The sequence below is a fragment of the Streptomyces sp. RGM 3693 genome (assembly GCF_050471125.1).
Taxonomy (GTDB): Bacteria; Actinomycetota; Actinomycetes; order Streptomycetales; family Streptomycetaceae; genus Streptomyces.
Genome location: NZ_JBMPPQ010000002.1, coordinates 2,157,059 through 2,180,567 on the forward strand (window position 1 = coordinate 2,157,059; position 23,509 = coordinate 2,180,567).

At 73.2% G+C, this 23,509-nt stretch carries 22 protein-coding genes; 15 read left to right on the forward strand and 7 right to left on the reverse strand.

What is annotated here, in order from left to right; genetic code table 11:
- Positions 1–38: 38 nt before the first annotated feature.
- Positions 39–1,001, forward strand: coding sequence for a LysR family transcriptional regulator (locus ACO0M4_RS26950; RefSeq protein WP_430373486.1), 963 nt, complete (start codon positions 39–41; stop codon positions 999–1,001).
- 27 nt (positions 1,002–1,028) lie between these two features.
- On the opposite strand, the gene ACO0M4_RS26955 is transcribed toward ACO0M4_RS26950, so the two are convergent.
- Both ACO0M4_RS26955 and ACO0M4_RS26960 read right to left on the reverse strand, forming a co-directional pair.
- Positions 1,029–2,327 carry a uracil-xanthine permease family protein gene (locus ACO0M4_RS26955; RefSeq protein WP_430373487.1) on the reverse strand — a complete coding sequence of 433 codons (1,299 nt, stop codon included), beginning with the start codon at positions 2,325–2,327 and terminating at the stop codon, positions 1,029–1,031.
- A gap of 3 nt (positions 2,328–2,330) precedes the next feature.
- On the reverse strand, positions 2,331–3,464 hold the full coding sequence (locus tag ACO0M4_RS26960; RefSeq protein ID WP_430373488.1) for an aryl-sulfate sulfotransferase: 1,134 nt from the start codon (positions 3,462–3,464) through the stop codon (positions 2,331–2,333).
- 186 nt (positions 3,465–3,650) lie between these two features.
- Between ACO0M4_RS26960 and ACO0M4_RS26965 the strand changes: the two genes are divergently transcribed.
- Entirely contained in the window at positions 3,651–4,214 is a 564-nt protein-coding gene (locus ACO0M4_RS26965) for a helix-turn-helix domain-containing protein (RefSeq protein WP_430373489.1), read from the forward strand.
- A gap of 260 nt (positions 4,215–4,474) precedes the next feature.
- Here the strand turns inward: ACO0M4_RS26965 and ACO0M4_RS26970 are convergent, their stop codons facing one another.
- The 3 genes from ACO0M4_RS26970 to ACO0M4_RS26980 form a co-directional block, all read right to left on the reverse strand.
- Positions 4,475–5,185, reverse strand: coding sequence for a gamma-glutamyl-gamma-aminobutyrate hydrolase family protein (locus ACO0M4_RS26970; RefSeq protein ID WP_430373490.1), 711 nt, complete (start codon positions 5,183–5,185; stop codon positions 4,475–4,477).
- 106 nt (positions 5,186–5,291) lie between these two features.
- Complete coding sequence (eat, locus tag ACO0M4_RS26975) at positions 5,292–6,770, reverse strand: ethanolamine permease (protein ID WP_430373491.1); 1,479 nt, start codon at positions 6,768–6,770, stop codon at positions 5,292–5,294.
- A 168-nt stretch (positions 6,771–6,938) separates the two neighbouring features.
- The gene (locus ACO0M4_RS26980; protein ID WP_430373492.1) at positions 6,939–7,670 is read right to left on the reverse strand and encodes a FadR/GntR family transcriptional regulator; all 732 of its coding nucleotides are present in this window, start codon (positions 7,668–7,670) and stop codon (positions 6,939–6,941) included.
- A 73-nt stretch (positions 7,671–7,743) separates the two neighbouring features.
- On the opposite strand from ACO0M4_RS26980, the gene ACO0M4_RS26985 reads away from it, so the two are divergent.
- From ACO0M4_RS26985 to ACO0M4_RS27000, 4 genes are all read left to right on the forward strand, one after another.
- Positions 7,744–9,111 carry a glutamine synthetase family protein gene (locus ACO0M4_RS26985; RefSeq protein ID WP_430373493.1) on the forward strand — a complete coding sequence of 456 codons (1,368 nt, stop codon included), beginning with the start codon at positions 7,744–7,746 and terminating at the stop codon, positions 9,109–9,111.
- An 8-nt stretch (positions 9,112–9,119) separates the two neighbouring features.
- The gene (locus tag ACO0M4_RS26990; protein ID WP_430373494.1) at positions 9,120–10,493 is read left to right on the forward strand and encodes an aldehyde dehydrogenase family protein; all 1,374 of its coding nucleotides are present in this window, start codon (positions 9,120–9,122) and stop codon (positions 10,491–10,493) included.
- Between the two features lie 44 nt (positions 10,494–10,537).
- Positions 10,538–11,338 (forward strand): 3-oxoacyl-ACP reductase, encoded by an 801-nt coding sequence (locus ACO0M4_RS26995; protein ID WP_430373495.1) that lies wholly within the window; start codon positions 10,538–10,540, stop codon positions 11,336–11,338.
- An 88-nt stretch (positions 11,339–11,426) separates the two neighbouring features.
- Positions 11,427–12,716, forward strand: a complete 1,290-nt coding sequence (locus ACO0M4_RS27000; RefSeq protein ID WP_430373496.1) for a haloacid dehalogenase-like hydrolase — start codon at positions 11,427–11,429, stop codon at positions 12,714–12,716.
- A 313-nt stretch (positions 12,717–13,029) separates the two neighbouring features.
- Here ACO0M4_RS27000 and ACO0M4_RS27005 read toward each other — a convergent pair whose 3' ends face one another.
- The gene (locus ACO0M4_RS27005) at positions 13,030–14,253 is read right to left on the reverse strand and encodes an amino acid deaminase/aldolase (protein WP_430373497.1); all 1,224 of its coding nucleotides are present in this window, start codon (positions 14,251–14,253) and stop codon (positions 13,030–13,032) included.
- A gap of 216 nt (positions 14,254–14,469) precedes the next feature.
- On the opposite strand from ACO0M4_RS27005, the gene ACO0M4_RS27010 reads away from it, so the two are divergent.
- The 4 genes from ACO0M4_RS27010 to ACO0M4_RS27025 all read left to right on the forward strand — a co-directional run bounded on the left by ACO0M4_RS27010 (position 14,470) and on the right by ACO0M4_RS27025 (position 18,862).
- Positions 14,470–15,804: a hypothetical protein gene (locus tag ACO0M4_RS27010; RefSeq protein WP_430373498.1), complete on the forward strand. Its 1,335-nt coding sequence runs from the start codon at positions 14,470–14,472 to the stop codon at positions 15,802–15,804.
- On the forward strand, positions 15,801–16,970 hold the full coding sequence (gene mycP, locus ACO0M4_RS27015; protein ID WP_430373499.1) for a type VII secretion-associated serine protease mycosin: 1,170 nt from the start codon (positions 15,801–15,803) through the stop codon (positions 16,968–16,970). The genes ACO0M4_RS27010 and mycP overlap by 4 nt, the downstream gene beginning before the upstream one ends.
- A gap of 256 nt (positions 16,971–17,226) precedes the next feature.
- Positions 17,227–17,958: an SseB family protein gene (locus ACO0M4_RS27020; RefSeq protein WP_430373500.1), complete on the forward strand. Its 732-nt coding sequence runs from the start codon at positions 17,227–17,229 to the stop codon at positions 17,956–17,958.
- A gap of 136 nt (positions 17,959–18,094) precedes the next feature.
- Complete coding sequence (locus ACO0M4_RS27025) at positions 18,095–18,862, forward strand: MIP family channel protein (protein ID WP_430373501.1); 768 nt, start codon at positions 18,095–18,097, stop codon at positions 18,860–18,862.
- Positions 18,863–18,949: 87 nt separating this feature from the next.
- Here ACO0M4_RS27025 and ACO0M4_RS27030 read toward each other — a convergent pair whose 3' ends face one another.
- Positions 18,950–19,339, reverse strand: coding sequence for a DUF1844 domain-containing protein (locus tag ACO0M4_RS27030; protein WP_430373502.1), 390 nt, complete (start codon positions 19,337–19,339; stop codon positions 18,950–18,952).
- Positions 19,340–19,718: 379 nt separating this feature from the next.
- On the opposite strand from ACO0M4_RS27030, the gene infC reads away from it, so the two are divergent.
- From infC to ACO0M4_RS27055, 5 genes are all read left to right on the forward strand, one after another.
- Complete coding sequence (gene infC, locus ACO0M4_RS27035; RefSeq protein WP_430373503.1) at positions 19,719–20,426, forward strand: translation initiation factor IF-3; 708 nt, start codon at positions 19,719–19,721, stop codon at positions 20,424–20,426.
- Positions 20,427–20,549: 123 nt separating this feature from the next.
- A complete protein-coding gene (rpmI, locus tag ACO0M4_RS27040) occupies positions 20,550–20,744 on the forward strand; it encodes a 50S ribosomal protein L35 (protein WP_016576627.1) in 195 nt (64 codons plus the stop codon).
- Between the two features lie 107 nt (positions 20,745–20,851).
- Positions 20,852–21,238, forward strand: coding sequence for a 50S ribosomal protein L20 (gene rplT / locus ACO0M4_RS27045; RefSeq protein WP_430373504.1), 387 nt, complete (start codon positions 20,852–20,854; stop codon positions 21,236–21,238).
- Positions 21,239–21,420: 182 nt separating this feature from the next.
- Positions 21,421–22,284 carry a TrmH family RNA methyltransferase gene (locus tag ACO0M4_RS27050; protein ID WP_430373505.1) on the forward strand — a complete coding sequence of 288 codons (864 nt, stop codon included), beginning with the start codon at positions 21,421–21,423 and terminating at the stop codon, positions 22,282–22,284.
- Between the two features lie 74 nt (positions 22,285–22,358).
- Positions 22,359–23,474, forward strand: a complete 1,116-nt coding sequence (locus tag ACO0M4_RS27055) for an ATP-binding protein (protein ID WP_430373506.1) — start codon at positions 22,359–22,361, stop codon at positions 23,472–23,474.
- Positions 23,475–23,509: the final 35 nt, after the last annotated feature.

Here is a 23,509-nt window from a genome sequence, read left to right on the forward strand (position 1 = left end):
CCAGGGACCTTGTCTCTATGAGGGCATAAGCTGGGGTTATGAGCGGCGAGAACGATGGGTGGTCCGGGCCGCCGGACGCGGGCGACGAGGTCGGTGTGCCGTTGCACCACCGGGTGCCGGACCTCGGGGCGCTGGAACTGCTGCTGGCCGTCGCCCGGCTCGGCAGCCTGGGGCGGGCCGCCCGGGCGCAGGGCATCACCCAGCCCGCCGCCAGCAGTCGGATCCGGTCCATGGAGCGGCAGTTGGGGGTGGCGCTGGTCGAGCGGTCGCCGCGCGGTTCCCGGCTGACCGACGCCGGGGCGCTGGTCACCGACTGGGCGCGCCGGGTGGTGGAGGCCGCCGAGGCGTTCGACGCGGGCGCCCAGGCGCTGCGCGGGCAGCGTGACTCCCGGCTGCGGGTCGCGGCCAGCATGACCATCGCCGAGTACCTGCTGCCGGGTTGGTTGATCGCGCTGCGCGCCCAGCGCCCGGGGACGGCGGTGTCGCTGCTGGCCGGGAACACCCGCGTGGTCGCCGAGCGGCTGTTGGCCGGCGAGGCGGACCTGGGCTTCGTGGAGGGGCTGGACGTGCCGGCGGGCCTGGACGGCACGGTGATCGGTCACGACCGGCTGGTCGTGGTGGCCGCCCCGTCCCACCCCTGGACCCGGCGGCGCACCGAACTGGCCCCCGCTGAACTCGCCGCGACCCCACTGATCCTGCGGGAACGTGGCTCGGGCACCCGTCAGGTGCTGGACGCGGGGCTGGCCGGGGTAGGCGGGCTGGCCGAGCCGCTGCTCGAACTCGCCTCGACCACCGCGGTGAAGTCCGCGGTGGTCAGCGAAGCGGCCCCGTCCGTGCTGAGCGAGCTGGCGGTCCGTGAGGAACTGACCGCGCGCCGGCTGGTGGAGGTCCCGGTGTGTGGGCTGCGGCTGGGCCGCGAGCTGCGCGCGGTGTGGCGGGCCGGCCAGCGTCCGGTGGGCCCGGCCCGCGACCTGCTGGGGCTGACCCGAGGGGCGCCCTGACCCGGCCGGGGTTCCGGCCCGCCGCTCTCAGCCCGCCCCGGCCGGTGCCGTACGGGTGCCCGTGTCCAGCCGGCGGAAGAGCGCCGACAGCACCGCGGCGGTGAGTGCGGCGGCCGGCACACCGCTGCCGAAGAGGGTGTGCGCCCAACCGGGCAGCGGCGCGTACAGCCGCGGGGCCAGCACGGGGAGCAGACCGGCGAGGAGGGTGAGGGCGACGACGGTGGAGGCGGCGCGGTCGGCGAGGTCGGTGCGGCGCAGCATGTCGATGCCCATGGCGGCGACCACCGCGTAGATCACCAGGGCGGCGCCGCCGACGACCGGCACCGGCAGCGCGGCCAGCAGCCGGGTGACTGGGGCCAGTAGACCGCCGAGCACCAGCAGCGCCCCGGCCGCCGCGGTCACGAACCGGCTGCGGACGCCGGTGAGTCGGACGATGCCGATGTTCTCCGCGCTGGTCACCATCGTCGCGCCGCCGAACAGCCCGGCGGCGAGCGAGGTCACCGCGTCCGCGCGGGCGGTGCGCGGCACATCGCGGGACGGTTCCGGGATCCGGCCCACCGCCTCGCTGTTGAGCACCGTCTGACCGGTCGCCTCGGCGAGTGAGGCGAGCGCGAAGACCAGCAGCGGCAGCGCGGCGAGCAGGTCGAAGTGCGGGACGCCGTAGGGGAGGAGACGGGGGAGGGCCAGCACCGCGTCCCCCGGTACGGTGCGGAACGGGGCGCCGGCCAGCGCCGCCGTGACGGTGCCCACCGCCATGCCGAGCAGCACCGACAACTGCCGCCAGACGCCGCGCAGCAGCAGGAAGCCCAGTGCGGTGGCGGCGACGGTGACCAGCGCCGGCCCGCTGCCGGCGGCCGCCATTGGGGCCGCCACGGCCACCATGTTGACGCCGATGACCAGCACCGTCGTGCCCATCACCAGCGGCGGGAAGAACCGCACGATCCGCCCGTACAGCGGCAGTACGGCCAGCAGCAGCGCGGCCGCGAGCAGCACCGCACCGGAGGCGGTGGCCGCGCCGTGCTCCCGGGCGATCTGGAGGAAGAGGGCGGCCGCCGCGCCCCCGGGCAGCATCATGAACGGCAGCCGGGCGCCGATCCGCAGCACCCCGAAGGACTGCAGCAGGGCCCCGGCACCGCACAGTACGAGGGTGGCGCTGAACAGGGCGGCGGTGCGGTCGGCCGGCAGGTGCAACCCGCCGGCCAGCAGGAAGACGGTGGAGACCGGGGCGGCGATCATCGCCAGGACGTGCTGGGCGGCGAGCGGGACCAGCCGGGGCAGCGGCACCCGCTCGTCCACCGGCGCCACGGCGGGCCCGGGGGCGGCCATCGCTCACACCTGCCGCTTCAGCCAAGGGAGTTCCCCGGCGGCGTAGCGGTAGGCGCGGAAGACCGCGTTGTTCTGGGTGGGGAACAGCTCGCCGACCTCCGGTTCGCGGTAGCCGCCGAACTCCGGGACGACGTACTCCCAGCACAGCTTGCCCTCGGCGGTGACCTCGAAGAGCCGGCCGGCGGGGGAGTCGGTGACCAGCGTGTTGCCGTTGGGCAGCCGCTGGGCGCTGCCCATGAAGGGCGCGAAGAACGCCTCCCGGGCGGGGTCGTGGTACTCCCAGACGACCGTGCCGGTCGCCCGATCCACCTCGATGACGCGGGAGTAGGGGACGTCGCAACCGGGCCGGAAGACGCCGTTGTCGAAGATGAGGAAGTTGCCGTTCGGCAGTTCGGTGGGGTGGTGCTGCTGGGAGACCAGCCCCGGCTCGGTCCGCCAGCGGACCTCGCCGGTCGCCCGGCTGATGACGATCACCGCCGAGGAGCTGCGCAGGCTGGCCAGGATGTCACCGTCGGCCAGCGGCAGCACGGAGTTGATCAGCGGCCAGTGCTCGCGGGAGTAGGCGGGGTGCAGGGCGTAGGCGTCCGGGTCGAGGTGGTCGGCGGCGTTCCAGGACCACCGCAGTCGCCCGTCCGCGTCGACCTCGCGGAGGGTGTCGGCGTGGACCGTGCCGTTCGGCTCGGAGCCGGGGACGCCGCCGCGGATCGCCGCGGCCCGGTCGCCGGTCAGCGGCTCCAGTGCGCAGTACAGGATCCGCCCGTCGCCGTGGTGGTGGGCGTCGTGGTGCTGGAGCGGATCGGTGAAGGACCGCAGCACCGTGCCGTCGGGGGCGATCTCCTGCATCAGCCCGCCGCGGTACTTGTGCCACATCGGGAAGAGCGCGTCCTGGTCGGGGAGGGTGGCGTTGTAGGCGAGGTTGCCGTTGGGGAGGATGCGGGCGTGGCGGCCGGGGCGGTGCGGCAGGTGCCAGCGGTGGACGACGGTGCCGTGCAGGTCGATCAGCAGGACTTGGCCGCCGCCGGTGAGCGGGGCGTAGAGCGTGTAGCCGTCGTGGGCGGCGGTGGCGTCGAGCGCGATCAGGCCGGTGCCGCGGCGACGGCGTGTGTTTTGATCGACAGTGGTCAGGCCGGGTGTCATGCCGAATTCCCCTCGTCAAACTACGCCTTGTCAAACTTTGTTTGATGGGATCAAACAGCGTAGACGCTAGGACCGGTGTGTTGCAGGTCTGTGAACGGCTCAATAAGGAGCTCAATAAGGAGCGCGATGAGGGGCTCGACGGGGGCTCGACGAGGAGTGCGCGATGGTGCCGGTGAGGAGTGAGCGATGAGCGGGACCGAGACCGCGGGAGAGGTCCCGCGGGTGGGGGCGGCGGTCCGCCGGCGGCGCCGCGCACGGGAGTTGACGCTGGCCGACCTCGCCCGCGCCACCGGGCTCTCCGCGCCCTTCCTCAGCCAGGTCGAGAACGACCGGGCCCGGCCCAGCATGCGCTCGCTCCAGCTGATCGCCGACGCCCTGGAGACCACCGCGGTCCGGCTGTTGGCCGCCGCCGACGGGCCGCGCACGGTCGACGTGGTGCGGGCCGACTCCGCCGCCGTCCCCGAGGGCGACGAGGCGGGCCGGGTGCGCCCGCTGGTCCGCGGCCACCAGCAGTTGCACGCGCTGGAGTTCACCGGCCGGCACGACTGGCAGCGCGCGTTCCGGCACCCGCACGACGAGGTGATGTACGTCGTCGAGGGCGCGGTGGAGGCCGAGGCGGACGGCCGGCGCTACGAACTCGGGCCCGGCGACACCCTCTACTGCGCCGGCGGGATCACCCACCGCTGGCGGTCGTTGGCCCCGGCGACCCGGGTGCTGTTGGTGGGGGTGTCGGACGACTTCCGGGGCTGAGGTGCCGGTCGGTGGGCCGGTCGGCCGGGGGTGATCGTCGCTGGTGGCGGGCGTTGTCAGACCCGCGCGCTACGGTTGCGAAACGTTGATCGTGGCCGTTGCGACGGTCGCGATGATGGCTGACGCACCGTCATGGCCGGGCCTGTCCGGTGGGTCAGGGTCGGACGGGCCCTGGGGGCCCGCTGGGGCCGGCCGTCCACGCGGCCGGCCGCCCACGCGGTCAGGGGGCGTGCCGGTCAAGGGGGCGTGCCGCCAGGCGGTCACACCCCGGCCGGGGCCGTCCCGCGGGCCGCTGCGACCAGCGCGTCCATCACCCGGGTGTCCTCGCCGGCCTCCGGATGCCACTGCACCGCCAGCGTGAAGGCCGGCGCGTCCGGCAGCTCCACCGCCTCGATGGTGCCGTCCTCCGCGTAGGCCGAGACCGTCAGCCCGCGGCCGAGCCGGTCCACGGCCTGGTGGTGGTAGGTCGGTACGGCCACCGGCTGGGGCAGCGCAGCGCCCAGTAGCGTGCCGGGCACCGGAGTGACCTCGTGCCGGCCGAAGGCCCCGGGCGGGCCGGAGTGGCCGTCCAGGTGCTGGACGAGGGTGCCGCCGAGCGCCACGTTCAGCAGCTGGAGCCCGCGGCAGATGCCCAGCAGTGGCACCCGGGCGTCCAACGCCGCCTCGATCAGGGCCAGTTCCCAGGCGTCCCGGTCCAGCGCGGGCGGGCCGGTGCGGGGGTGCGGCTCCGCACCGTAGCGGGCCGGGGCGATGTCCGCGCCGCCGGCGATCACCAGCCCGTCCAACCGGGCGACGGTCGCTGCGGCGGTCTCCGGGTCGCCGGGCGGCAGCAGCGCCGCCAGCCCGCCGGCGCGCCGCACCAAGCGGGGGTACCCGGCGGGCACCAGCGCGGCCGGCAGCGTCCACACCCCCCACCGGGCCTCTTCCTGATAGGTGCTGATGCCGATGAGGGGCGGCTGCGGCTGGGACATCGGGCGGATCCTCCGTACGGTGCTGTGCTGTGCTGTGCGGTGTTGTGCGGTGCTTGTGCGGTGCTGCGCTCGGGCGGTGCGGTGCGGCGCGGTGCAGAGCCGTGGGTCAGTCGCGTTCGAGTTCGGCCTCGGCTGCGGCCAGCGCCGCGAACTCCTCTTCGGGCGCGGCGGCCACCAGTCGGTGGCGGGAGTAGAAGGCGAAGTAGGCCAGGGCGACCCCGTAGACGCCGAGCGCGATGAACGCGGCCTCCTTGTCGACCAGGAACGTCGCCACCAGCGCCGAGCATGCCAGGACGAAGGCGACGGCGGAGGTCAGCATGCCGCCCGGGGTGCGGTACGGGCGGTGCAGACCGGGCTCGCGGCGGCGCAGCACGAGGTGCGAAAGGGCCATCAGCGCATAGGAGATGGTGGCGCCGAAGACCGCGACGTTGAGCATCCGGGCACCGTCGCCGGTGGCCGCGGCGAGCGCGAAACCCAGTGCGCCGGGGACCAGTAGCCCCAGGTAGGGCGCCTTGCGGCGGCTGGTCAGGGAGAGGAAGCGGGGCAGGTAGCCGGCCCGGGAGAGGGCGAAGAGCTGCCGGGACCCGGCGAAGATCAGGGAGAAGAAGGACGCCACCAGCCCGGCCAGACCGGCGTAGTTGACGATCCGGCTGACCGTGGTCGGGGTGCCGTGCGGCTGGAGCGCCTGGACCAGCGGGTCGCCGACGGACTGGATCGCGGCCGAGCCGCGCGCCCCGGTCGCCGCGGTGAAGGTGACCACCGCGAGGAGCAGCAGCACGCCCATCGCGGCCGCCATCGCCCGGGGCAGCGAGCGGACCGGGTCCTTGGTCTCCTCGGCCGCCAGCGGAACGCCCTCCACGCCCAGGAAGAACCACATCCCGAACGGGAACGCCGCCCAGATGCCCAGCACGCCGAACGGCAGCCAGGAACTCGCCCCGAAGGCACCGGACTTCACCGGGATGTCGTTGAGCGTGTCCACGTGGAAGTTGCTGAGCGCGGCGACCGCGAAGACCAGCAGTGCGGCGACCGCGATCGCGGTGACGATCAGGCTGAACCGCAGCGCCTCGCCCACGCCCCACAGGTGGATCCCGATGAAAATGACGAAACAGGCGAGGTAGACGGGCCAGCTGGAGTGCAGTCCGAACAGGCCCAGCGATTCGACGTAGTCACCGATGAAGATGGAGATCGCGGCGGGCGCCAGGACGTACTCGATCAGGATCGCGGTGCCGGTCAGGAAGCCGCCCCAGGTGCCCAGCGCACGGCGGGCGAAGCCGTAGCCGCCGCCCGCGGTGGGCAGGATCGAGGCCAGCTCGGCCAGCGCGAAGACCAGGCAGGTGTACATCAGGCCCATCAGGACCGCGGCGATCGCCAGACCGCCGAAGCCGCCCTGTGCCAACCCGTTGTTCCAGCCGGAGAAGTCGCCGGAGACGACGTAGGCCACCCCCAGGCCGGTCAGCAGCAGCGGGCCGGCGCTGCCGCGGCGCAGGGTCCGCCGCTCCAGGTAGGCGTCGCCGTCGCCGCCCGGGGGTCCGCCGCCCGGGGAGGCGGCGGTCGCTGCGGTCTGCGCACGGGTGCTGTCGGCCATGAGCCGCTCCTGCCTTGCGGGGACAACCGGAGTAAAGGTTTAGCCGCATACCTTTGTCGTCCGGGGGGCTCAGCGCAAGACCCGTGCGTAAAAGACTGGTTACGAGGCGACGGAGCGCGGGTGGTAGGCGGGACCGGGCCTGTCTGGCCGTGATCGACCAGCAGCGCCCTAGCGGACCGGCCCGGCCAGGAAGCCGCGCAGCAGCGCCGCGGTGCCGCAGCAGTGCTCCCGCATCACCTCGCGGGCGCCGTCCGCGTCGCCCTCCAACACCGCCTCCACCAGCGCGGCGTGCTGCGTCTGCGAGTGCTCCAGATTCCGCACCAGCAGCGGGATGCAGTCCAGCAGGTCGTTGACGCCGGCCCGGACCGCGGCGTACTGGGCGGCCAGCGACGGCGACCCGGACAGCTCCGCCAGGGTCAGGTGGAGCAGCGTGTCGCGCCGGCGGTAGTCGGCCAGCGGCGCGTCCTGGGTCGCGGCCAGCGCCTCGCGCAGCCGCTCCGCCTGTGCCTCCGACAGCCCGTGCGCCGCGCACAGCCCGGCCGCGCCGACCTCCAGCACCTCCCGGAAACGGAGGATGTCCTCCACGTCGGTCTTGTCGATCCGGCGCCGCAGCTCCGCCTCGCCCGGGTTCTCGGTGCGCGCCCGCACGAAGGTCCCGCCGTACCGGCCGCGCCGACTCTCCACCAGACCCTCGTCCTGGAGGACCTTCAGTACCTCGCGCAGGGTGACCCGGCTGATCTGGAGCCGCTCCGCCAACTCCCGTTCGGCGGGAAGTCGTTCGCCCTGCGGGACCAGCCCGAGCCGGACGATCTGGAGTATCTGCTCCAGCGCCTCTTCGAAACCGTTGCCCGCCCGGACCGGCCGCAGCACCGGCGCCAGCCGATCGGCCGCATCGTCCATCTGAACCCCTTCCCAATCAATGGTTCGTGTGCCTACCTTATGACCTCCGGATGCACCGACAGGAGGCACCACCGTGGCAGACCGCAGGCCCCCGCTCTCCGTAGAGGAGCTCAGCGTCCTCGTCGACAACGGGGAGATCGACACTGTCGTCCTCGCCTTCACCGATATGCAAGGCAGGCTCCAGGGCAAGCGGTTCGCCGCCCGCTACTTCCTCGACACCGTCCTCGAACACGGTACGGAGGGCTGCAACTACCTCCTCGCCGTCGACGTCGACCTGAACACCGTCGACGGCTACGCGATGTCCTCGTGGGAACGCGGCTACGGCGACTTCGCCATGCACGGCGACCCCGCCACCCTCCGCCGCACCCCCTGGAACCCCGGCACCGCCCTGATCACCGCCGATCTCTCCTGGCACGACGGCTCCCCGGTCGTCGCCTCCCCCCGGCAGGTCCTCCGCCGCCAGCTCGACCGGCTGGCCGAGCGCGGCTGGCGCGCGTACGCCGGCACCGAGCTGGAGTTCATGGTCTTCAAGGACACCTACGAGGACGCCTGGTCACGCGGCTACCGCCAGATGACCCCGGCCAACCAGTACAACGCCGACTACTCCGTCCTGGGCACCGGCCGCGTCGAACCCCTGCTGCGCCGGATCCGCAACGAGATGGGCGCGGCCGGGATGACCGTCGAGTCCGCCAAGGGCGAGTGCAACCTCGGCCAGCACGAGATCGTGTTCGTCTACGACGAGGCGCTCACCACCTGCGACCAGCACAGCATCTACAAGACCGGCGCGAAGGAGATCGCCGCCCAGGAGGGCACGGCGCTCACCTTCATGGCCAAGTACGACGAGCGCGAGGGCAACTCCTGCCACATCCACCTCTCGCTCCAGGACGAGCAGGGCCGGCCGGTGCTGGCCGACGACCGCGGCCCCTACGGCATGTCGCAGACCATGCGGCACTTCCTCGCCGGCCAGCTCGCCGCGATGCGCGACTTCACGCTCCTCTACGCCCCCAACATCAACTCCTACAAGCGGTTCCGCCCCGGCTCCTTCGCGCCCACCGCCGTCGCCTGGGGCCCGGACAACCGCACCTGCGCCCTGCGGGTGGTCGGCCACGGCCGCTCGCACCGCCTGGAGAACCGCCTGCCCGGCGGCGATGTGAACCCCTACCTCGCGGTCGCGGGCATGGTCGCGGCCGGCCTGTACGGCATCGAGCACGAGCTCGAACTCCCCGACGCCACCACCGGCAACGCCTACAACGGCGACGCCGCGCACGTCCCCACCACCCTGCGCGAGGCCGCCGAGCTGTGGGAGCACAGCCCGATCGCCCGCGCGGCCTTCGGCGACGAGGTCGTCGACCACTACCGCCACATGGCCCGCGTCGAGCAGGACGCCTACGACGCCGCCGTCACGGACTGGGAGCGCTTCCGCTCCTTCGAGCGCATGTAAGGAACGCCGTGCTGCAAGAGCTGACCATCCTCAACCCGGCGACCGAGGAGGTGGTGGCCACCGTCCCCACCACCTCGCCCGCCGAGGTCGACGCGGCCGTCCGCCGGGCCGCCGTCGCCCAGGAAGCCTGGGCCGCGGTGGCCCCCGGCGACCGGGCCCGCCTGCTGCGCCGGTTCGCCGACGTCGTCGACGCCCAGATCGAGCCGCTGGCCCAACTGGAGCTGCGCGAGGCCGGCCACCCCCTGGGCAACGCCCGCTGGGAGGCCGGCAACGTCCGCGACCTGCTGCACTACGCCGCCGGGGGAGTGGAGCGCCTGACCGGCACCCAGATCCCGGTGGCCGGCGGCCTGAACATCACCCTCCAGGAACCGCTCGGCGTGGTCGCCGTCATCGCCCCCTGGAACTTCCCGATGCCGATCGCCGCCTGGGGCACCGCCCCCGCCCTCGCGGCCGGCAACGCCGTCCTCCTCAAGCCCGCCGAGACCACCCCGCTCACCGCGCTCCGGCTCGCCGAACTCGCCCTGGAGGCCGGGCTCCCCGAGGGCCTCTTCCAGGTCCTGCCCGGCGAGGGACCGGTCACCGGCAGCGCGCTGGTCGACCACCCCGGCGTCGCCAAGGTCGTCTTCACCGGCTCCACCGCCACCGGCCGCCGGATCGCCGCCCAGTGCGCCGCGCAGACCAAACGGCTCACCCTCGAACTCGGCGGCAAGAGCCCCAACATCGTCTTCGCCGACGCCGACGTCGAGGCCGCCGCGGCCGCCACCCCCGGCTCCTTCCTCGACAACACCGGCCAGGACTGCTGCGCCCGCAGCCGCATCCTGGTCCAGCGCAGCGTCTACGACCGCTTCCTCGAACTGCTGGAGCCCGCCGTCAAGGCGTTCACGGTCGGCGACCCCGCCGATCCGGCCACCCAGATGGGCCCGCTGATCTCCGCCGCCCAGCGCGACCGGGTCCGCTCCTACGTCCCCGAGGACGCACCGGCCGCCATCCGCGGCGAGGCCCCGGCCGGCAAGGGCTTCTGGTACCCGGCCACCGTCCTGGAAGGCCGCCCCGAGGACCGCACCGCCGTCGAGGAGATCTTCGGCCCGGTCGCCGTCGTCCTCCCCTTCGACGACGAGGCCGACGCGATCCGGCTCGCCAACGCCACCGACTACGGCCTCTCCGGTTCGCTGTGGACCCGCGACGTCGGCCGGGCACTGCGCGTCTCGCGCGCCGTCGCGGCCGGCAACCTCTCCGTCAACTCCCACAGCAGCGTGCGCTACTGGACCCCGTTCGGCGGATTCAAGCAGTCCGGACTCGGCCGCGAGCTCGGCCCGGATGCGCTGGCCGCCTTCACCGAGACCAAGAACGTCTTCATCGCCACCGAGCCGGCCGGCTCGTGACCGGCACCGCAAATCAGCACCGCCATCACCCACGAGGAGAGCAAGTGACCGACCAGACCGCCGTGTGCCGCCGCCTCGTCGGCCGCACCGCCGTGATCACCGGAGCCGGCAGCGGCATCGGCCTGGCCACCGCCCGCCGACTGGCCTCCGAAGGCGCCAACGTCGTCTGCGCCGATATCGACGAGACGGCCGGCAAGGCCGCCGCCGAAGAGGTCGGCGGCACCTTCGTCCAGGTCGACGTCACCGACGCGGAACAGGTCGAGGCGCTCTACAAGACCGCCTTCGACACCTACGGCTCGGTGGACATCACCTTCAACAACGCCGGGATCTCGCCGCCCGACGACGACTCGATCCTCACCACCGGACTCGACGCCTGGAAGCGCGTCCAGGAGGTCAACCTCACCTCCGTCTACCTCTGCTGCAAGCACGCCCTGCCCTACATGCAGCGCCAGTTCGAGCAGACCGGGCGCGGCGGCTCCATCATCAACACCGCGTCCTTCGTGGCCGTGATGGGCGCCGCCACCTCGCAGATCAGTTACACCGCCTCCAAGGGCGGCGTGCTGGCCATGTCCCGCGAACTGGGCGTGCAGTTCGCCCGCGAGGGCATCCGCGTCAACGCGCTCTGCCCGGGGCCGGTCAACACCCCGTTGCTCAAGGAGCTGTTCGCCAAGGACCCCGAGCGCGCCGCGCGCCGCCTGGTGCACGTCCCGGTCGGCCGGTTCGCCGAGCCCGAGGAGATCGCGTCCGCGGTCGCCTTCCTCGCCAGCGACGACTCCTCGTTCGTCAACGCCGCCGAATTCCTCGTCGACGGAGGCATCGCGGGCGCGTACGTCACCCCCCTGTAGCCGCCCTGTAGTCTCCATGATCAACATCGGGACCGGCGCCTCCGCGTGCCGGTCCCGGCGTGCTTCCCCCCTTGACCACGGAGGACACATGACCGCACTCACCCGACGGCTGCTCGCCCTGGGCCTGGCCGGCACCGCCGCGCTCGCCGCCGTTACGGCCACCGTGCCGGCCACCGCCGCCACCCCCGCCAAGGCCCCGGCCCGCGCTCACTGCCCGCAGCTCTCCAAGGACCTCCCCTGGTACGGCGACAACCGCGCCAAACTCCAGAAGATGATCGACGAGCGCGGCACCTGTTCCGGACACCACGACGGGCCCCGCCCGGTCGCCGCCTTCGACTGGGACAACACCGTCGTCAAGAACGACATCTCCGACGCCACCCTGGCCTGGATGGTCCGGCACGACAAGGTGCCCCGGCCCAAGAGCTGGCGGGACACCAGCCCCTGGCTCACCGCCGCCGCCGACCGGGCGCTGACCCGGGCCTGCGGCACCGGCACCCCCGGCCGCCCGCTGCCCACCTCCACCCGCACCGCCTGCGCCGACGAGATCATGGAGATCCGCGGCGAGGCGAAGACCATGAGCGGCGCCCCGGCCTTCGCCGGCGAGTGGAACCACCGCCACACGGTCCCCGAATACGCCTGGGTCCCCCAGCTGTTCGCCGGCCTGAAGCCCGCCACCCTCACCGCCTACGCCAAGCGGGCCCGCGCCGAGAACCTCGCCGCGCCGATCGGCACCGTGCAGACCGTGGGCACCCACAAGCTGGCCGGCTACATCCGCTACTACGACCAGCAGAAGGACCTGATCCGCACGCTCAAGGCGGCCGGCTTCGACGTCTACATCGTCTCCGCGTCGTCGGAGACGGTCGCCGAGGCGTGGTCCGGCGGCGTCGGGGTGGACGCCCGGCACACCATCGGCATACGGAACCGCGTCCGCGACGGCCGTCTCACCACCACCATCGCCGGCTGCGGCGACGTCAAGGACGGCCCCGGCGCGGTCATCCCGTACGTCGACGGCAAGCGCTGCTGGATCAACCAGGAGATCTACGGGATCAAGGGCGCCGAGGCATGGCGGAAGCAGGACCCCGCGCACCGCATCGCCCTGGGCGGCGGCGACGCCAACACCGACGTCACCTTCGTCAACGACGCCACCGGCGCCCACCTGGCCATCAACCGCAACAAGGCCGAGCTGATGTGCCGCGGCTACGACAACACCGACGGCCGCTGGGTGGTCAACCCGATGTTCATCGACCCGCTGCCCCGCAAGTCCGGCGCCTACCCCTGCGCCACCAAGGGCTACACCAACACCGACGGCACCCTCGGCCCGGTCCGCCGCCCCGACGGCACCGTCGTCGCCGACCAGCAGGACCGCATCCACGGCTGATCCGACCCGCCCCGACCCTCCCCGACCTCCCCGACCTCCCCGACCTCCCCGACCTCCCCGACCTCCCCGACCTCCCCGACCTCCCAAGGAATAAAGGAGTGAAGGAGCAAGGGGCGCCGTCCCGCCAGGCGGGGGCTGCACCGGGGCTGCCTGTGACACCGTTACAGGCGGCCCCTTGCGATGCCGATCCGAGCAGCCCTCGCCCGCTGTGACACCGTTACACCGCCTCCATCGCCCCTACCGCCCTACCGCCCTACCGCCCCCATCGCCACTGCATCGCCCCTGTCGCGCATCACGCACATCGCCCGCAGCGTCACAGGAACGTGTGGCCCTCGCCCCGGTACGTCGGCACCGTTCCCACCACCCGGCCCCCCTCGATCAGGTGCAGCTCCGCGAACCGCTCGCACAGCTCCCCGGCCTTGGCGTGTCGGAACCACACCTTGTCGCCGACCGCCAGCCCGTCCGCCGCCGCCCCCAGTAGCGGCGTCTGCACCTCGCCCGGCCCCTCCTGCGGGTCGTAGCGCAGCCCCGCCGGCAGATACGGCTCCGGCAGCCGGTCCGCACCGGCCACCCCCGACGCCGGATAGCCGCCGCCCAGCACCGTGACGACACCGGGCCCCGGCCGGCGCACCACCGGCTGCGCGAACAGCGCCGCCGGACGCCCGCGGAACGAGCGGAAGTTGTCGAACAGCCGCGGCACGTACAGCCCCGAACCGGCCGCTATCTCGGTCACCGCCGCCTCCGCCGCGGTGTGCTGCACGCTTCCCGTCCCGCCGCCGTTGACGAACTCCAGCCGCGGCGCCACCGCCCGCACCGCCCGCACGGCCTCCCAGCGCCGCTGCGCCAGTTCCTTCCGGGCCGCCGCCTGCATCAGCCGTATGGTCCGCGAGAACACCGGCTTCCCGGCGACCTCGTCGCCCACCCCCGCCACGTGCCCCTCGTAGGCCATCAGCCCCACCAGCCGGAACCCGGGGCGCCGGACCACGGTCCGGGCCAGCGCGGCGAGCGCCTGCGGATCCCGCAGCGGCGACCGCCGGGCCCCGACCCGCACCTTCCCGCCCAGCAGCCGGTACGAGGTGTCCAGTTCCAAGCAGACGCGGAGCTCCTCGCCGCGGCCCGGACCGGCCGGACGCGCGGCGTCGATCAGGTCCAGCTGCGCGGGGTCGTCGACCATCACCGTCACCGCCGCCGCGAGCTTGGGGTCCCCGGCCAGCTCGGCGAAGCCGGCCCGGTCCGCCGAGGGGTACGCCAGCAGTACGTCCGGGAAGCCTGACCGCGCCAGCCACAGCGACTCGGCGAGCGTGAAGCTCATGATCCCCGCGAAGCCGTCGCGCGCCAGCACCCGCTCCAACAGTGCTCGGCAGCGCACCGATTTGCTCGCCACCCGGATCGGCTTCCCCTTCGAACGGCGCACCAGATCGGCGGCGTTGGCGTCGAAGGCCGCCAGATCGACGACGGCCAACGGCGCATCGAGGTGGGCGGTGGCCCGGTCGTAACAGGCTTTGTCGGCATACGCGGCGGCGGGGTGCTGGGACATGGCCCGCAGCCTGCCAGACCCCGCTACCACTGGGTAGGGGGACGAACCACGCCGGAAGTGACGTCGGCGCGTCCAGGGGTTGGAGCGGCGGCCGGGCCAGCCCTTACAGTGGCTCGACACCGCAACCAGCAGGTCAGCGGCGTGATGTCCGGATACGAACCACCCTGCCCCGATTGCTTGTCGGGTCCGGGGCACACCGTGCGAGGGGGAGCGCTGGTGAGCGCCGACGCCGATTACGCCGATGCTCCACGCATCCCACCCATACCCCCGCGACCGCCGCACCGTCCCGCCGAGCCGCCCGCCGACGAGGACCCCAAGACCACCATCCTGCGCCCGGTCCCCGCCGACCCGACCATCCCGCCGCCCGCGGCCCCGGCCCCGGCCGCCCGGCAGCCGCTCCCCGCCGAGTCCGCCCCGGCCCCCGCAGCCCCGGCCCCCGCACCACCGGCCGCGCCGCCGCCCCCCTCCGCCCCGCCCGCGGCCCCCACTGCACCACCGGCCCCCACCGCCCCGCCCCGCCCGTCGGCCCCGCCGACCGCCCCGCCCGGCCCGCGCGCCGAGTCGCCCGCCGCCGCGCCGCCGCCCACCGGCGCCCCCTCGTTCCGCGACACCGCGGCCTTCCACCTGGCCAACAGCGCCGCCCTGTGGGACGAGGCGGGCGACCGCCCCGCGAGCCCCCCGCCGCCCCCCGCCCCCGGGTCCCCACCTGCCCCGGCCTGGCCGACAACTCCCGCCCACCCCACGGGAGTCGAGCCCGCCCCGCGCCGCTCGTTGGCCGACCGGCTGCCCAGCACCCGGGTCGTCGCCGCGGCCGCCAGCCTGGTCCTCGGCATCGGCCTCATGGCTGGCGCGGCGGCCGGCAGCTGGCTCACCGCCGCCCCCGCCAAGGGCACCCCGACGCCCGAGGCCGCCTTCGCCAAGGGCCAGGACGCCTGGCGCGACACCCCCGTCGACACCCTCTTCCCGCGCACCGTCGAGGGACTGGCCGCCGGCCCCGGCGGCGCCGACCGCACCTGGATCCGCATCGCCGTCGCCCCCGACAGCGACTGCACCACCACCTACGAGGGCCCGCTCGCCAAGGAACTCGCCCCGGCCGGCTGCGCCCGCCTGCTGCGCGCCACCTACGTCGACGCCACCCGCACTGGCGTCATCACCGTCGGCGCCCAGACCACCAAGGCCGACCGGTCCGGGATGATGGACCTCAACGCCCGCTTCAGCACCAAGGACCTGGCCAACCGCAAGGCCCTGATGCCCCTGCCGCTGGCGGCCAAGGGCACCCCGGCCGAGGACTTCGGCCCCGACCAGCGCGCCAGTTGGACCGTGCGGATACTCACCGACATCCCGGTCGTGATCTACGCCGTCTCCGGGTTCGCCGACGGCCGCGAGATCACCGACCCGCAGCCCGCCGACGCCGCGGTCCAGCCCGGAGTCACCACCGCCCCCGCCGAATCCGGACTCGGCCACGACGCCAAGGGCCTGGCGGACAAGGTCACCACGACCTTCCGCACGGCGTCCGGCATCCCCGCGCAGCCCACGGAGGTAGCGCCATGATCAAGTCCGCTCTGCGGGCCGCGACCGTCGCCCTGACCTCCGCCGCACTGACCGTCCTGCCCGCACTGCCCGCCCACGCGGACGCCATCCGCGCCCAGCAATGGGGCCTTCAGGCCATCCACGCCCAGGACGCCTGGCAGACCACCAAGGGCGCCGGGATCACCGTCGCCGTCCTGGACACCGGTGTGGACGCGAACCACCCCGACCTCAAGGGCCAGGTGCTGCCCGAGAAGGACCTGATCGGCTTCGGCGCCCGCACCGGCGACGACACCTGGGCCCAGCACGGCACCGGCATGGCCAGCGTCATCGCCGGCCACGGCCACGGCGCCGGCGGCTCCGACGGCATCCTCGGCGTCGCCCTCGAGGCCAAGATCCTGCCGATCCGGGTGATCCTGGAGGACCACGACCCCGACCGCCGGCGGGCCCGCGACGAGCGGCCCGGCGCCCTCGCCGACGGCATCCGCTGGGCCGCCGACCACGGCGCCGACGTGATCAACATGTCCCTGGGCGACGACAGTGAGACCGCCCACCCCGACCCCCGCGAGGACGCCGCCATCCAGTACGCCCTCAACAAGGGCATCCCCGTGGTCGCCTCGGCCGGCAACGGCGGCCAGAAGGGCGACCACGTCTCGTACCCCGCCGCCTATCCCGGCGTCATCGCCGCCACGGCCGTCACCCACCTGGACGCCCGCGCCTCCTTCTCCACCCGCCACTGGTACGCCACGGTCTCCGCGCCCGGCTACGACATCCTCATGGCCGACCACGGCACCGGCTACCTCTCCGGCCTGGGCACCAGCCCCGCCGCCGCCTTCGTCTCCGGCGCCATCGCCCTGATCCGCTCCGCCCACCGCGACCTCAGCCCCGCCCAGATCCGCACCCTGCTCACCAGCACCGCCCAGCACCGCCCCCAGGGCGGCCGCGACGACGACTTCGGCGCCGGCCTCATCGACCCCGCCGCCGCCCTGAAAGCCGCCGCGAACCTCACCCCCACCCCCCAGAAACCGGTCCCCGTCGCCTACCCCCACCGCTACTTCGGTCCTGGCCCCGTCACCGACCCCGCCGACGACACCCCCGTCAACTGGCTCCCCTGGACCCTCGGCGCCACCGGCCTGGCCCTCACCACGGCCGCCGTCTTCATCTGGCGGCGGTCCACCGGGGTGGGTTGACCTCCCACGTTGTCGGCCGTCCCGCCGTGGGGAGTTCTTGCCGTTGCGCCGGACGGCGCGGGGATTGCTCGTACGTTGTCCGCTGCGCGGGGCCGCCTCGTACGGTGCCGGGTGCGGGGCCGCTGCGCGGTGCGGGGCCGTTTCGCCTGCGGCGGGCGGGGCCGCTGCGCGGGGCTGTTGGGTGCGGTGGCGGGTGAGGGGGGAGGCGGTGGGGGCGGGCGTGGTTCGGGGCAAGAGGCGTGGATAGTCTCGCGGGGTGCAAAAGAACATCCCCAATCCCGGCTTCGCCGACGACGACGGCTCGGCCGCCCCCGCGCTCGCCGCGGCGCTCGCGGCGTACGCGACGGACCCCGGCACCGAACCCGCCCTGCTGGCCGCTCTGGCCGACGCCCGCCTCCTGGTCCCGGTCGTGGCGGTCCTCGGTGAGGTCGAGACCGGCCCCGACGGGCTGCGCCGGGAGAAGACCAGCGATATGGCGGTGCCCACCCTCACCGCCCCCGACGGTCGCCGCGCGCTCCCCGCCTTCACCTCCATGGAGACCCTCCAGCGCTGGCGCCCGGACGCCCGCCCGGTTGCCGTGCCGCTCCGGCAGGCCCTGCTGGCCGCCGCGCACGAACAGGCCGACACCGTCGTCATCGACCTGGCCGGACCGGTCACCTACCAGCTCACCGGCTCCGCCCTACGGGCCCTCGCAGAGGGCCGCACCACCGCCGACCCGCTCGCCGACCCGGCCGTCACCGAGGCGCTGCGCGCCCTCCTCGCCGCCGAGCCCGCGGTCGTCCTCGCGCGGCTGACGCCGTCCGCGGACACCGACGGCACCCTCGCCCTCGGCCTCGCCGCCGGTGCCGTCCCCGCCGAGGCCGCCCAGCGGCTGGCACAGGCGCTGGCCACCGACGAGACCCTCCGCGCCCGGCTGGTCCGCGGCCTGGACCTGGCCCTCCTCCCGCCCGGCGCCGAAGCCTCCGGGGAGCTCCTCTACCAGTGCTGATCCGCCGGGAGCCGGGCCGCTGGGGCGGTCTTCGCGGGACTCTCCGGGGGCCGGGCAGCGCCCGCGCCCAACGGGCGGCTTCGTCCTCCGGGCCGCACAATGCGAGGAGAGCTCAAGATCCACGCGAGGAGAGCCCATGGAGACCACGGAGACCCGCACGGTCGTATCCGAATTCCTCGGCACGCTGCTCCTGGTGTTCTTCGCCGTCGGCGCGGCAGTGCTGGCCGGCGAATACATCGGTACCTTCGGCATCGCCCTGGCCTTCGGCTTCGTCATGCTGGCGCTTGCCTACGCCCTCGGCCCGATCTCGGGCTGCCACATCAACCCCGCGGTGACGCTCGGCATGCTGTTGGCCAAGCGCATCAAGGTCCGTACGGCCGTCGAGTACTGGATCGCGCAGATCCTCGGCGGCATCGTCGGTGCCGCCCTGCTCTTCCTGGTCGCCAAGCAGGTACCGGGACTCCAGACCCACGCGGCCTTCGGCACGAACGGCTGGGGCGACCGCTCGGCGGTGCACATCAACCTCGGTGGCGCGTTCGTGGCCGAGATCGTGATGACGTTCCTGTTCGTCTTCGTGGTGCTCGGCGTCACCCACAAAGTGGCGGTGCTGGGCTTCGGCGGTCTGGCGATTGGTCTGGCCCTGGCCACCGTCCACCTCATCGGCATCCCGCTGGACGGCACCTCGGTGAACCCGGCGCGGAGCCTCGGCCCGGCCCTCTTCGCGGGTGGTGCGGCCATCACCCAGGTGTGGCTGTTCATCCTCGCGCCCCTGATCGGCGGCGCGCTGGCGGCGGTGGTGCACCAGATCACCCACCCGCCGCAGGAGCCCGTCGTGATCGCCGACCGGACCGCCCGCGGCGAGCCGACCACGCCGGACGAACCGGCCCCCGGCGACCGCGTCTGAGGCGCTCATACTGGCCCGCATAGGACGACGAGCCCCGGCCGCACCGGGCCGGGGCTCGTCGTCGATGTGCGGGGCCGCCCGCCGGGCTCAGCCGTAGACCGGCCCGGTGTACTTCTCGCCGGGGCCCTCGCCCGGCTGGTCGGGCACCACCGACGCCTCGCGGAAGGCGAGCTGGAGCGACTTCAGACCGTCCCGCAGCGGCGCCGCGTGGTAGGAGCCGATCTCGGTGGCGCTGGCGGTGACCAGCCCGGCCAGCGCGTGGATGAGCTTGCGGGCCTCGTCCAGGTCCTTGTGGTCCGCGCCGTCCTCGGCGAGTCCGAGATTGACCGCCGCCGAGCTCATCAGGTGCACCGCGACCGTGGTGATCACCTCCACCGCCGGCACCTCCGCGATGTCCCGGGTCATGGTCTCGAAGTCGGGCTGCGCCGGGCCGGCGGTCTCCGGCGTCGCCGGCTGCTGGGGGGTCTGCTCGCTCATGTGCTGGGGCTTCACTTCCTGCTGGAGGGGTCGCCCTCCAGCCTATGACCCCGTCCGATGGCCCCGTGCCCCGGAGTGCCTCGGGGCCGAGGCGGGGTGGCATCGGGGCACGTCGGGCGCCGGAGTGCGGGCGGGAGACCTCGATGCGTCAGCACAAGAGTGGGGGTCACCCCTTGACTCGTGTATTCTGGTTGCTGCGACCGGCCGGACACCTCAGTGACCGGCCCACAAGTGGAGGCTCCGATCTCCCACCCGACCGATCTCAGGTTGGCGGGTCAACGGTCCGGCTGCGCCCCGCGGAGATTTCGCGGCGGTGTTCCTGATCCACGTGGAGCCCCGCCTGTGTCCCGTCGGGGCATTTTTTGATGTACCGGCACGGTTGGTCACACCGAACAGACGTTACGCGGCAGTCCGCCAGGCCGTCGCGTGGTGCTACCGAGGAGGATCCATCAGCGCCGAGCCCCGCATCAACGACCGGATTCGCGTCCCCGAGGTGCGACTCGTCGGTCCCAGTGGCGAGCAGGTCGGCATTGTGCCGCTTGCCAAGGCCCTGGAGCTTGCGCAGGAGTACGACCTCGACCTCGTCGAGGTGGCGGCGAACGCCCGTCCGCCGGTCTGCAAGCTCATGGACTACGGAAAGTTCAAGTACGAGTCGGCTATGAAGGCCCGTGAGGCGCGCAAGAACCAGGCGCACACGGTCATCAAGGAGATGAAGCTCCGGCCGAAGATCGACCCGCACGACTACGACACCAAAAAGGGTCATGTCGTCCGGTTCCTCAAGCAGGGTGACAAGGTCAAGATCACGATCATGTTCCGTGGTCGCGAGCAGTCCCGCCCCGAGCTGGGCTTCCGACTGCTCCAGCGGCTCGCGGAGGACGTCCAGGACCTCGGCTTCATCGAGTCGAACCCGAAGCAGGACGGCCGGAACATGATCATGGTCCTCGGTCCGCACAAGAAGAAGACCGAGGCGATGGCCGAGGCCCGTGAGGCGCAGGCCGCCCGCAAGGCGGAGCGTCAGGGTGGTGCTCCCGTGGAGTCCGCTGAGGAGTCCGTCGTGGAGCCCGCCGAGGAGCACGCCGAGGCGTGAGCTCTTGGGTGAGCTGCCCCGGATTCAGGCCGGGGCGCCAGCCCCGGAACAACCGATACATCTGACGCTCCCGCATGCCGGTCTTCGCCGGTGGGAGCGCCACTGACGAGGAGAGAACGGCGCATGCCGAAGAACAAGACGCACAGCGGTGCCAGCAAGCGCTTCAAGGTCACCGGCTCCGGCAAGGTGCTGCGCGAGCGCGCCGGCAAGCGCCACCTGCTCGAGCACAAGTCGTCCCGCGTGACGCGTCGCCTCACCGGCAACGCCGAGATGGCCCCGGGCGACGCCGCGAAGATCAAGAAGCTTCTCGGCAAGTGAGCCGGGGCGCCCCGCCGCACGGGCGGAGCGCACCGACCCGACCGGGACCCCACGTCGAATCGGGCCGTGTGACGAACAACCACGGCCCCGCTACAAGGAGTTAACAAGTGGCACGCGTCAAGCGGGCAGTCAACGCTCACAAGAAGCGCCGGGCGATCCTGGAGCAGGCCAGCGGCTACCGCGGCCAGCGCTCCCGCCTGTACCGCAAGGCCAAGGAGCAGGTGACCCACTCCTTCGTCTACAACTACAACGACCGCAAGAAGCGCAAGGGCGACTTCCGTCAGCTGTGGATCCAGCGCATCAACGCCGCTGCCCGCGCCAACGGCATGACCTACAACCGCTTCATCCAGGGTCTGAAGGCCGCCAACATCGAGGTGGACCGCAAGATCCTCGCCGACCTCGCGGTCACCGACGCCGGTGCGTTCGCCGCGCTGATCGAGGTTGCGCAGAAGGCGCTGCCGAGCGACGTCAACGCCCCCAAGGCTGCTGCCTGAATCCCAGCCTGACAGCGTTGTGACGTCGTGACGACGTTGTGATTGCGGACCCGCGGGCCCCGGCCTGCGGGTCCGCCGCGTTTCCGGGCCCTTCCCCGAGCTCTCGACTTCGTTCGAGCCGGGGAGACCCCATTCGTCCGCACCGGGTTCCTGCACCGAACGAAAGAAGCGAGCCGCCGCCCATGGGCACCCCCGAGCTGATCTCCCCGCGTTCCCCGCGAGTCGCCGCCGCCCGGCGGCTGGCCCGGCGCCACTTCCGGGGCAAGGAACGCCGGTTCATCGCCGAGGGGCCGCAGGCCGTCCGGGAGGCCGTCGCGCACCGTGCCGGCGGAGCGCCCACCCTCATCGAGCTGTTCGCCACCGTCGAGGCCGCGGAGCGGCACGCCGAGATCGTCGAGTCGGCCCGGGCGGCGGGGGTGCCGGTGCACTTCGCCGACGACAGGACCGTCGCGGACGTCTCCCAGACGGTCACCCCGCAGGGGCTGGTGGGCGTCTGTAGGTTCCTGGACTCGCCGTTCGAGGAGATCCTGGCCGCCCGCCCGCAGCTGGTCGCGGTGTTGGCAAACGTCCGGGACCCCGGCAACGCCGGTACGGTGCTGCGCTGCGCGGACGCCGCGGGCGCCGACGCGGTGGTGCTGACCGACGCCTCCGTGGATCTCTACAACCCCAAGTCGGTGCGGGCGTCGGTGGGTTCGCTGTTCCACCTGCCGGTCGCGGTGGGCGTGCCGGTGGAGCAGGTGGTGACCGGGTTGCAGGGCGTCGGGGTGCGGATCCTGGCGGCCGACGGGGCCGGCGACCGCGACCTGGACGCGGAGCTGGACGCCGGCGTCATGGGCGGGCCGACCGCCTGGGTCTTCGGCAACGAGGCGTGGGGGCTGCCCGAGGAGACCCGGGCGCTGGCCGACGCCGTCGTGCGGGTGCCCATCCACGGCAAGGCCGAGAGCCTCAACCTCGCGACCGCCGCCGCGGTGTGCCTGTACGCCTCCGCGCGCGCCCAGCGCACCACCGGAGGTTGTCGCGCGACGTCACCCGCCGGAGGGGCGTAGTCGCGATCCCGCCGGCCGGGCCGGGCCGAGCTAGTAGTCTTGCCAGCTCCGGCCCGGAAGGGGGTAACACGGCGATGACGGCGAGGACTTCGGCCAGGACTGCCGCCGCTGACGGCTGCCCGCCCGAGGGATCCGGCGCGGACCTCGGACTGACCCCCGACGACCTCCCCGACGGTCTGGTCGTCGCCGACGAGCACGGCCGGGTGATCTGTTTCAACGCCGCCGCCGCCCGGATCACCGGTATCGAACCGCCGGCCGCGCTGGGCCGCCCGGTCGGGGACGCCCTGCCGTTGCAGGACCTCGAAGGCCGCCGCTGGTGGGAGCTAACCGACCCGTACGGGGGACTTGCCATCCGCCGGGGCCAGCCGGAGCGGAACCTGCTGCTGGGCGGCCGCGAGGTGCTGGTCTCCGCCCGCTACGTCCGCAGCGTGCCCACCGGTCCGGTATGGCGGCTGGTGATTGCGCTGCGCGGCACCGAGGCCCGGCGGCGCACCGAGCTGAGCCATGCCGAGCTGATCGCCACCGTCGCCCACGAGCTGCGCTCGCCGCTGACCTCCGTCAAGGGGTTCACCGCCACCCTCCTCCAGAAGTGGGAACGCTTCACCGACGACCAGAAGCGGCTGATGCTGGAGACGGTGGACGCCGACGCCAACCGCGTCACCCGGTTGATCGCCGAGCTGCTGGACATCTCCCGGATCGACTCCGGGCGGCTGGAGGTCCGCCGGCAGCGGGTCGACATGCTCGCCGCGGTCCGGCGGCACGTACAGGCGCAGGCCACCGCGGGCCAGCGGCCGGACCGCTTCCTGATCCGGATGAGGGAACCGCTGCCCGATCTGTGGGCAGACCCGGACAAGGTGGACCAGGTGCTGGGCAATCTCCTGGAAAACGCGGTGCGCCACGGCGAGGGAACGGTCACCATCGAGGTCGGACCGGCGAAGGACACCAGTGGCGGAGAGGGGACGAGCGTCACCGTGAGCGACGAGGGCCCCGGCATCCCCGAGGAGTCGATGAGCCGCGTGTTCACCCGTTTCTGGCGGGGCAGCAAGCGCGGTGGCACCGGGCTGGGCCTCTACATCGTCAAGGGCATCGTCGAGGCGCACGGCGGCACGATCACGGTCGGCCGGGCTCCGGCCGGCGGCGCCCAGTTCCGATTCAGCCTGCCCGTCGCGGCCCCGGCCTTCCTGGCCTGAAAGGGGGGCCGCGAAGCGTCGGACAGGGGCGGTGG

Bases quoted from the DNA above. Each gene is read 5' to 3' on its own strand.
- ACO0M4_RS26965 (WP_430373489.1), top strand. From the start codon at position 3,651: ATGAGCGGGACCGAGACCGCGGGAGAGGTCCCGCGGGTGGGGGCGGCG.
- ACO0M4_RS27055 (WP_430373506.1), top strand. From the start codon at position 22,359: ATGACGGCGAGGACTTCGGCCAGGACTGCCGCCGCTGACGGCTGCCCG.
- ACO0M4_RS26970 (WP_430373490.1), bottom strand. From the start codon at position 5,185: ATGTCCCAGCCGCAGCCGCCCCTCATCGGCATCAGCACCTATCAGGAA.
- ACO0M4_RS27000 (WP_430373496.1), top strand. From the start codon at position 11,427: ATGACCGCACTCACCCGACGGCTGCTCGCCCTGGGCCTGGCCGGCACC.
- ACO0M4_RS26955 (WP_430373487.1), bottom strand. From the start codon at position 2,327: ATGGCCGCCCCCGGGCCCGCCGTGGCGCCGGTGGACGAGCGGGTGCCG.
- ACO0M4_RS26960 (WP_430373488.1), bottom strand. From the start codon at position 3,464: ATGACACCCGGCCTGACCACTGTCGATCAAAACACACGCCGTCGCCGC.
- ACO0M4_RS27025 (WP_430373501.1), top strand. From the start codon at position 18,095: ATGGAGACCACGGAGACCCGCACGGTCGTATCCGAATTCCTCGGCACG.
- ACO0M4_RS27050 (WP_430373505.1), top strand. From the start codon at position 21,421: ATGGGCACCCCCGAGCTGATCTCCCCGCGTTCCCCGCGAGTCGCCGCC.
- ACO0M4_RS26980 (WP_430373492.1), bottom strand. From the start codon at position 7,670: ATGGACGATGCGGCCGATCGGCTGGCGCCGGTGCTGCGGCCGGTCCGG.
- ACO0M4_RS26950 (WP_430373486.1), top strand. From the start codon at position 39: ATGAGCGGCGAGAACGATGGGTGGTCCGGGCCGCCGGACGCGGGCGAC.
- rpmI (WP_016576627.1), top strand. From the start codon at position 20,550: ATGCCGAAGAACAAGACGCACAGCGGTGCCAGCAAGCGCTTCAAGGTC.
- ACO0M4_RS27030 (WP_430373502.1), bottom strand. From the start codon at position 19,339: ATGAGCGAGCAGACCCCCCAGCAGCCGGCGACGCCGGAGACCGCCGGC.
- ACO0M4_RS27005 (WP_430373497.1), bottom strand. From the start codon at position 14,253: ATGTCCCAGCACCCCGCCGCCGCGTATGCCGACAAAGCCTGTTACGAC.
- eat (WP_430373491.1), bottom strand. From the start codon at position 6,770: ATGGCCGACAGCACCCGTGCGCAGACCGCAGCGACCGCCGCCTCCCCG.
- mycP (WP_430373499.1), top strand. From the start codon at position 15,801: ATGATCAAGTCCGCTCTGCGGGCCGCGACCGTCGCCCTGACCTCCGCC.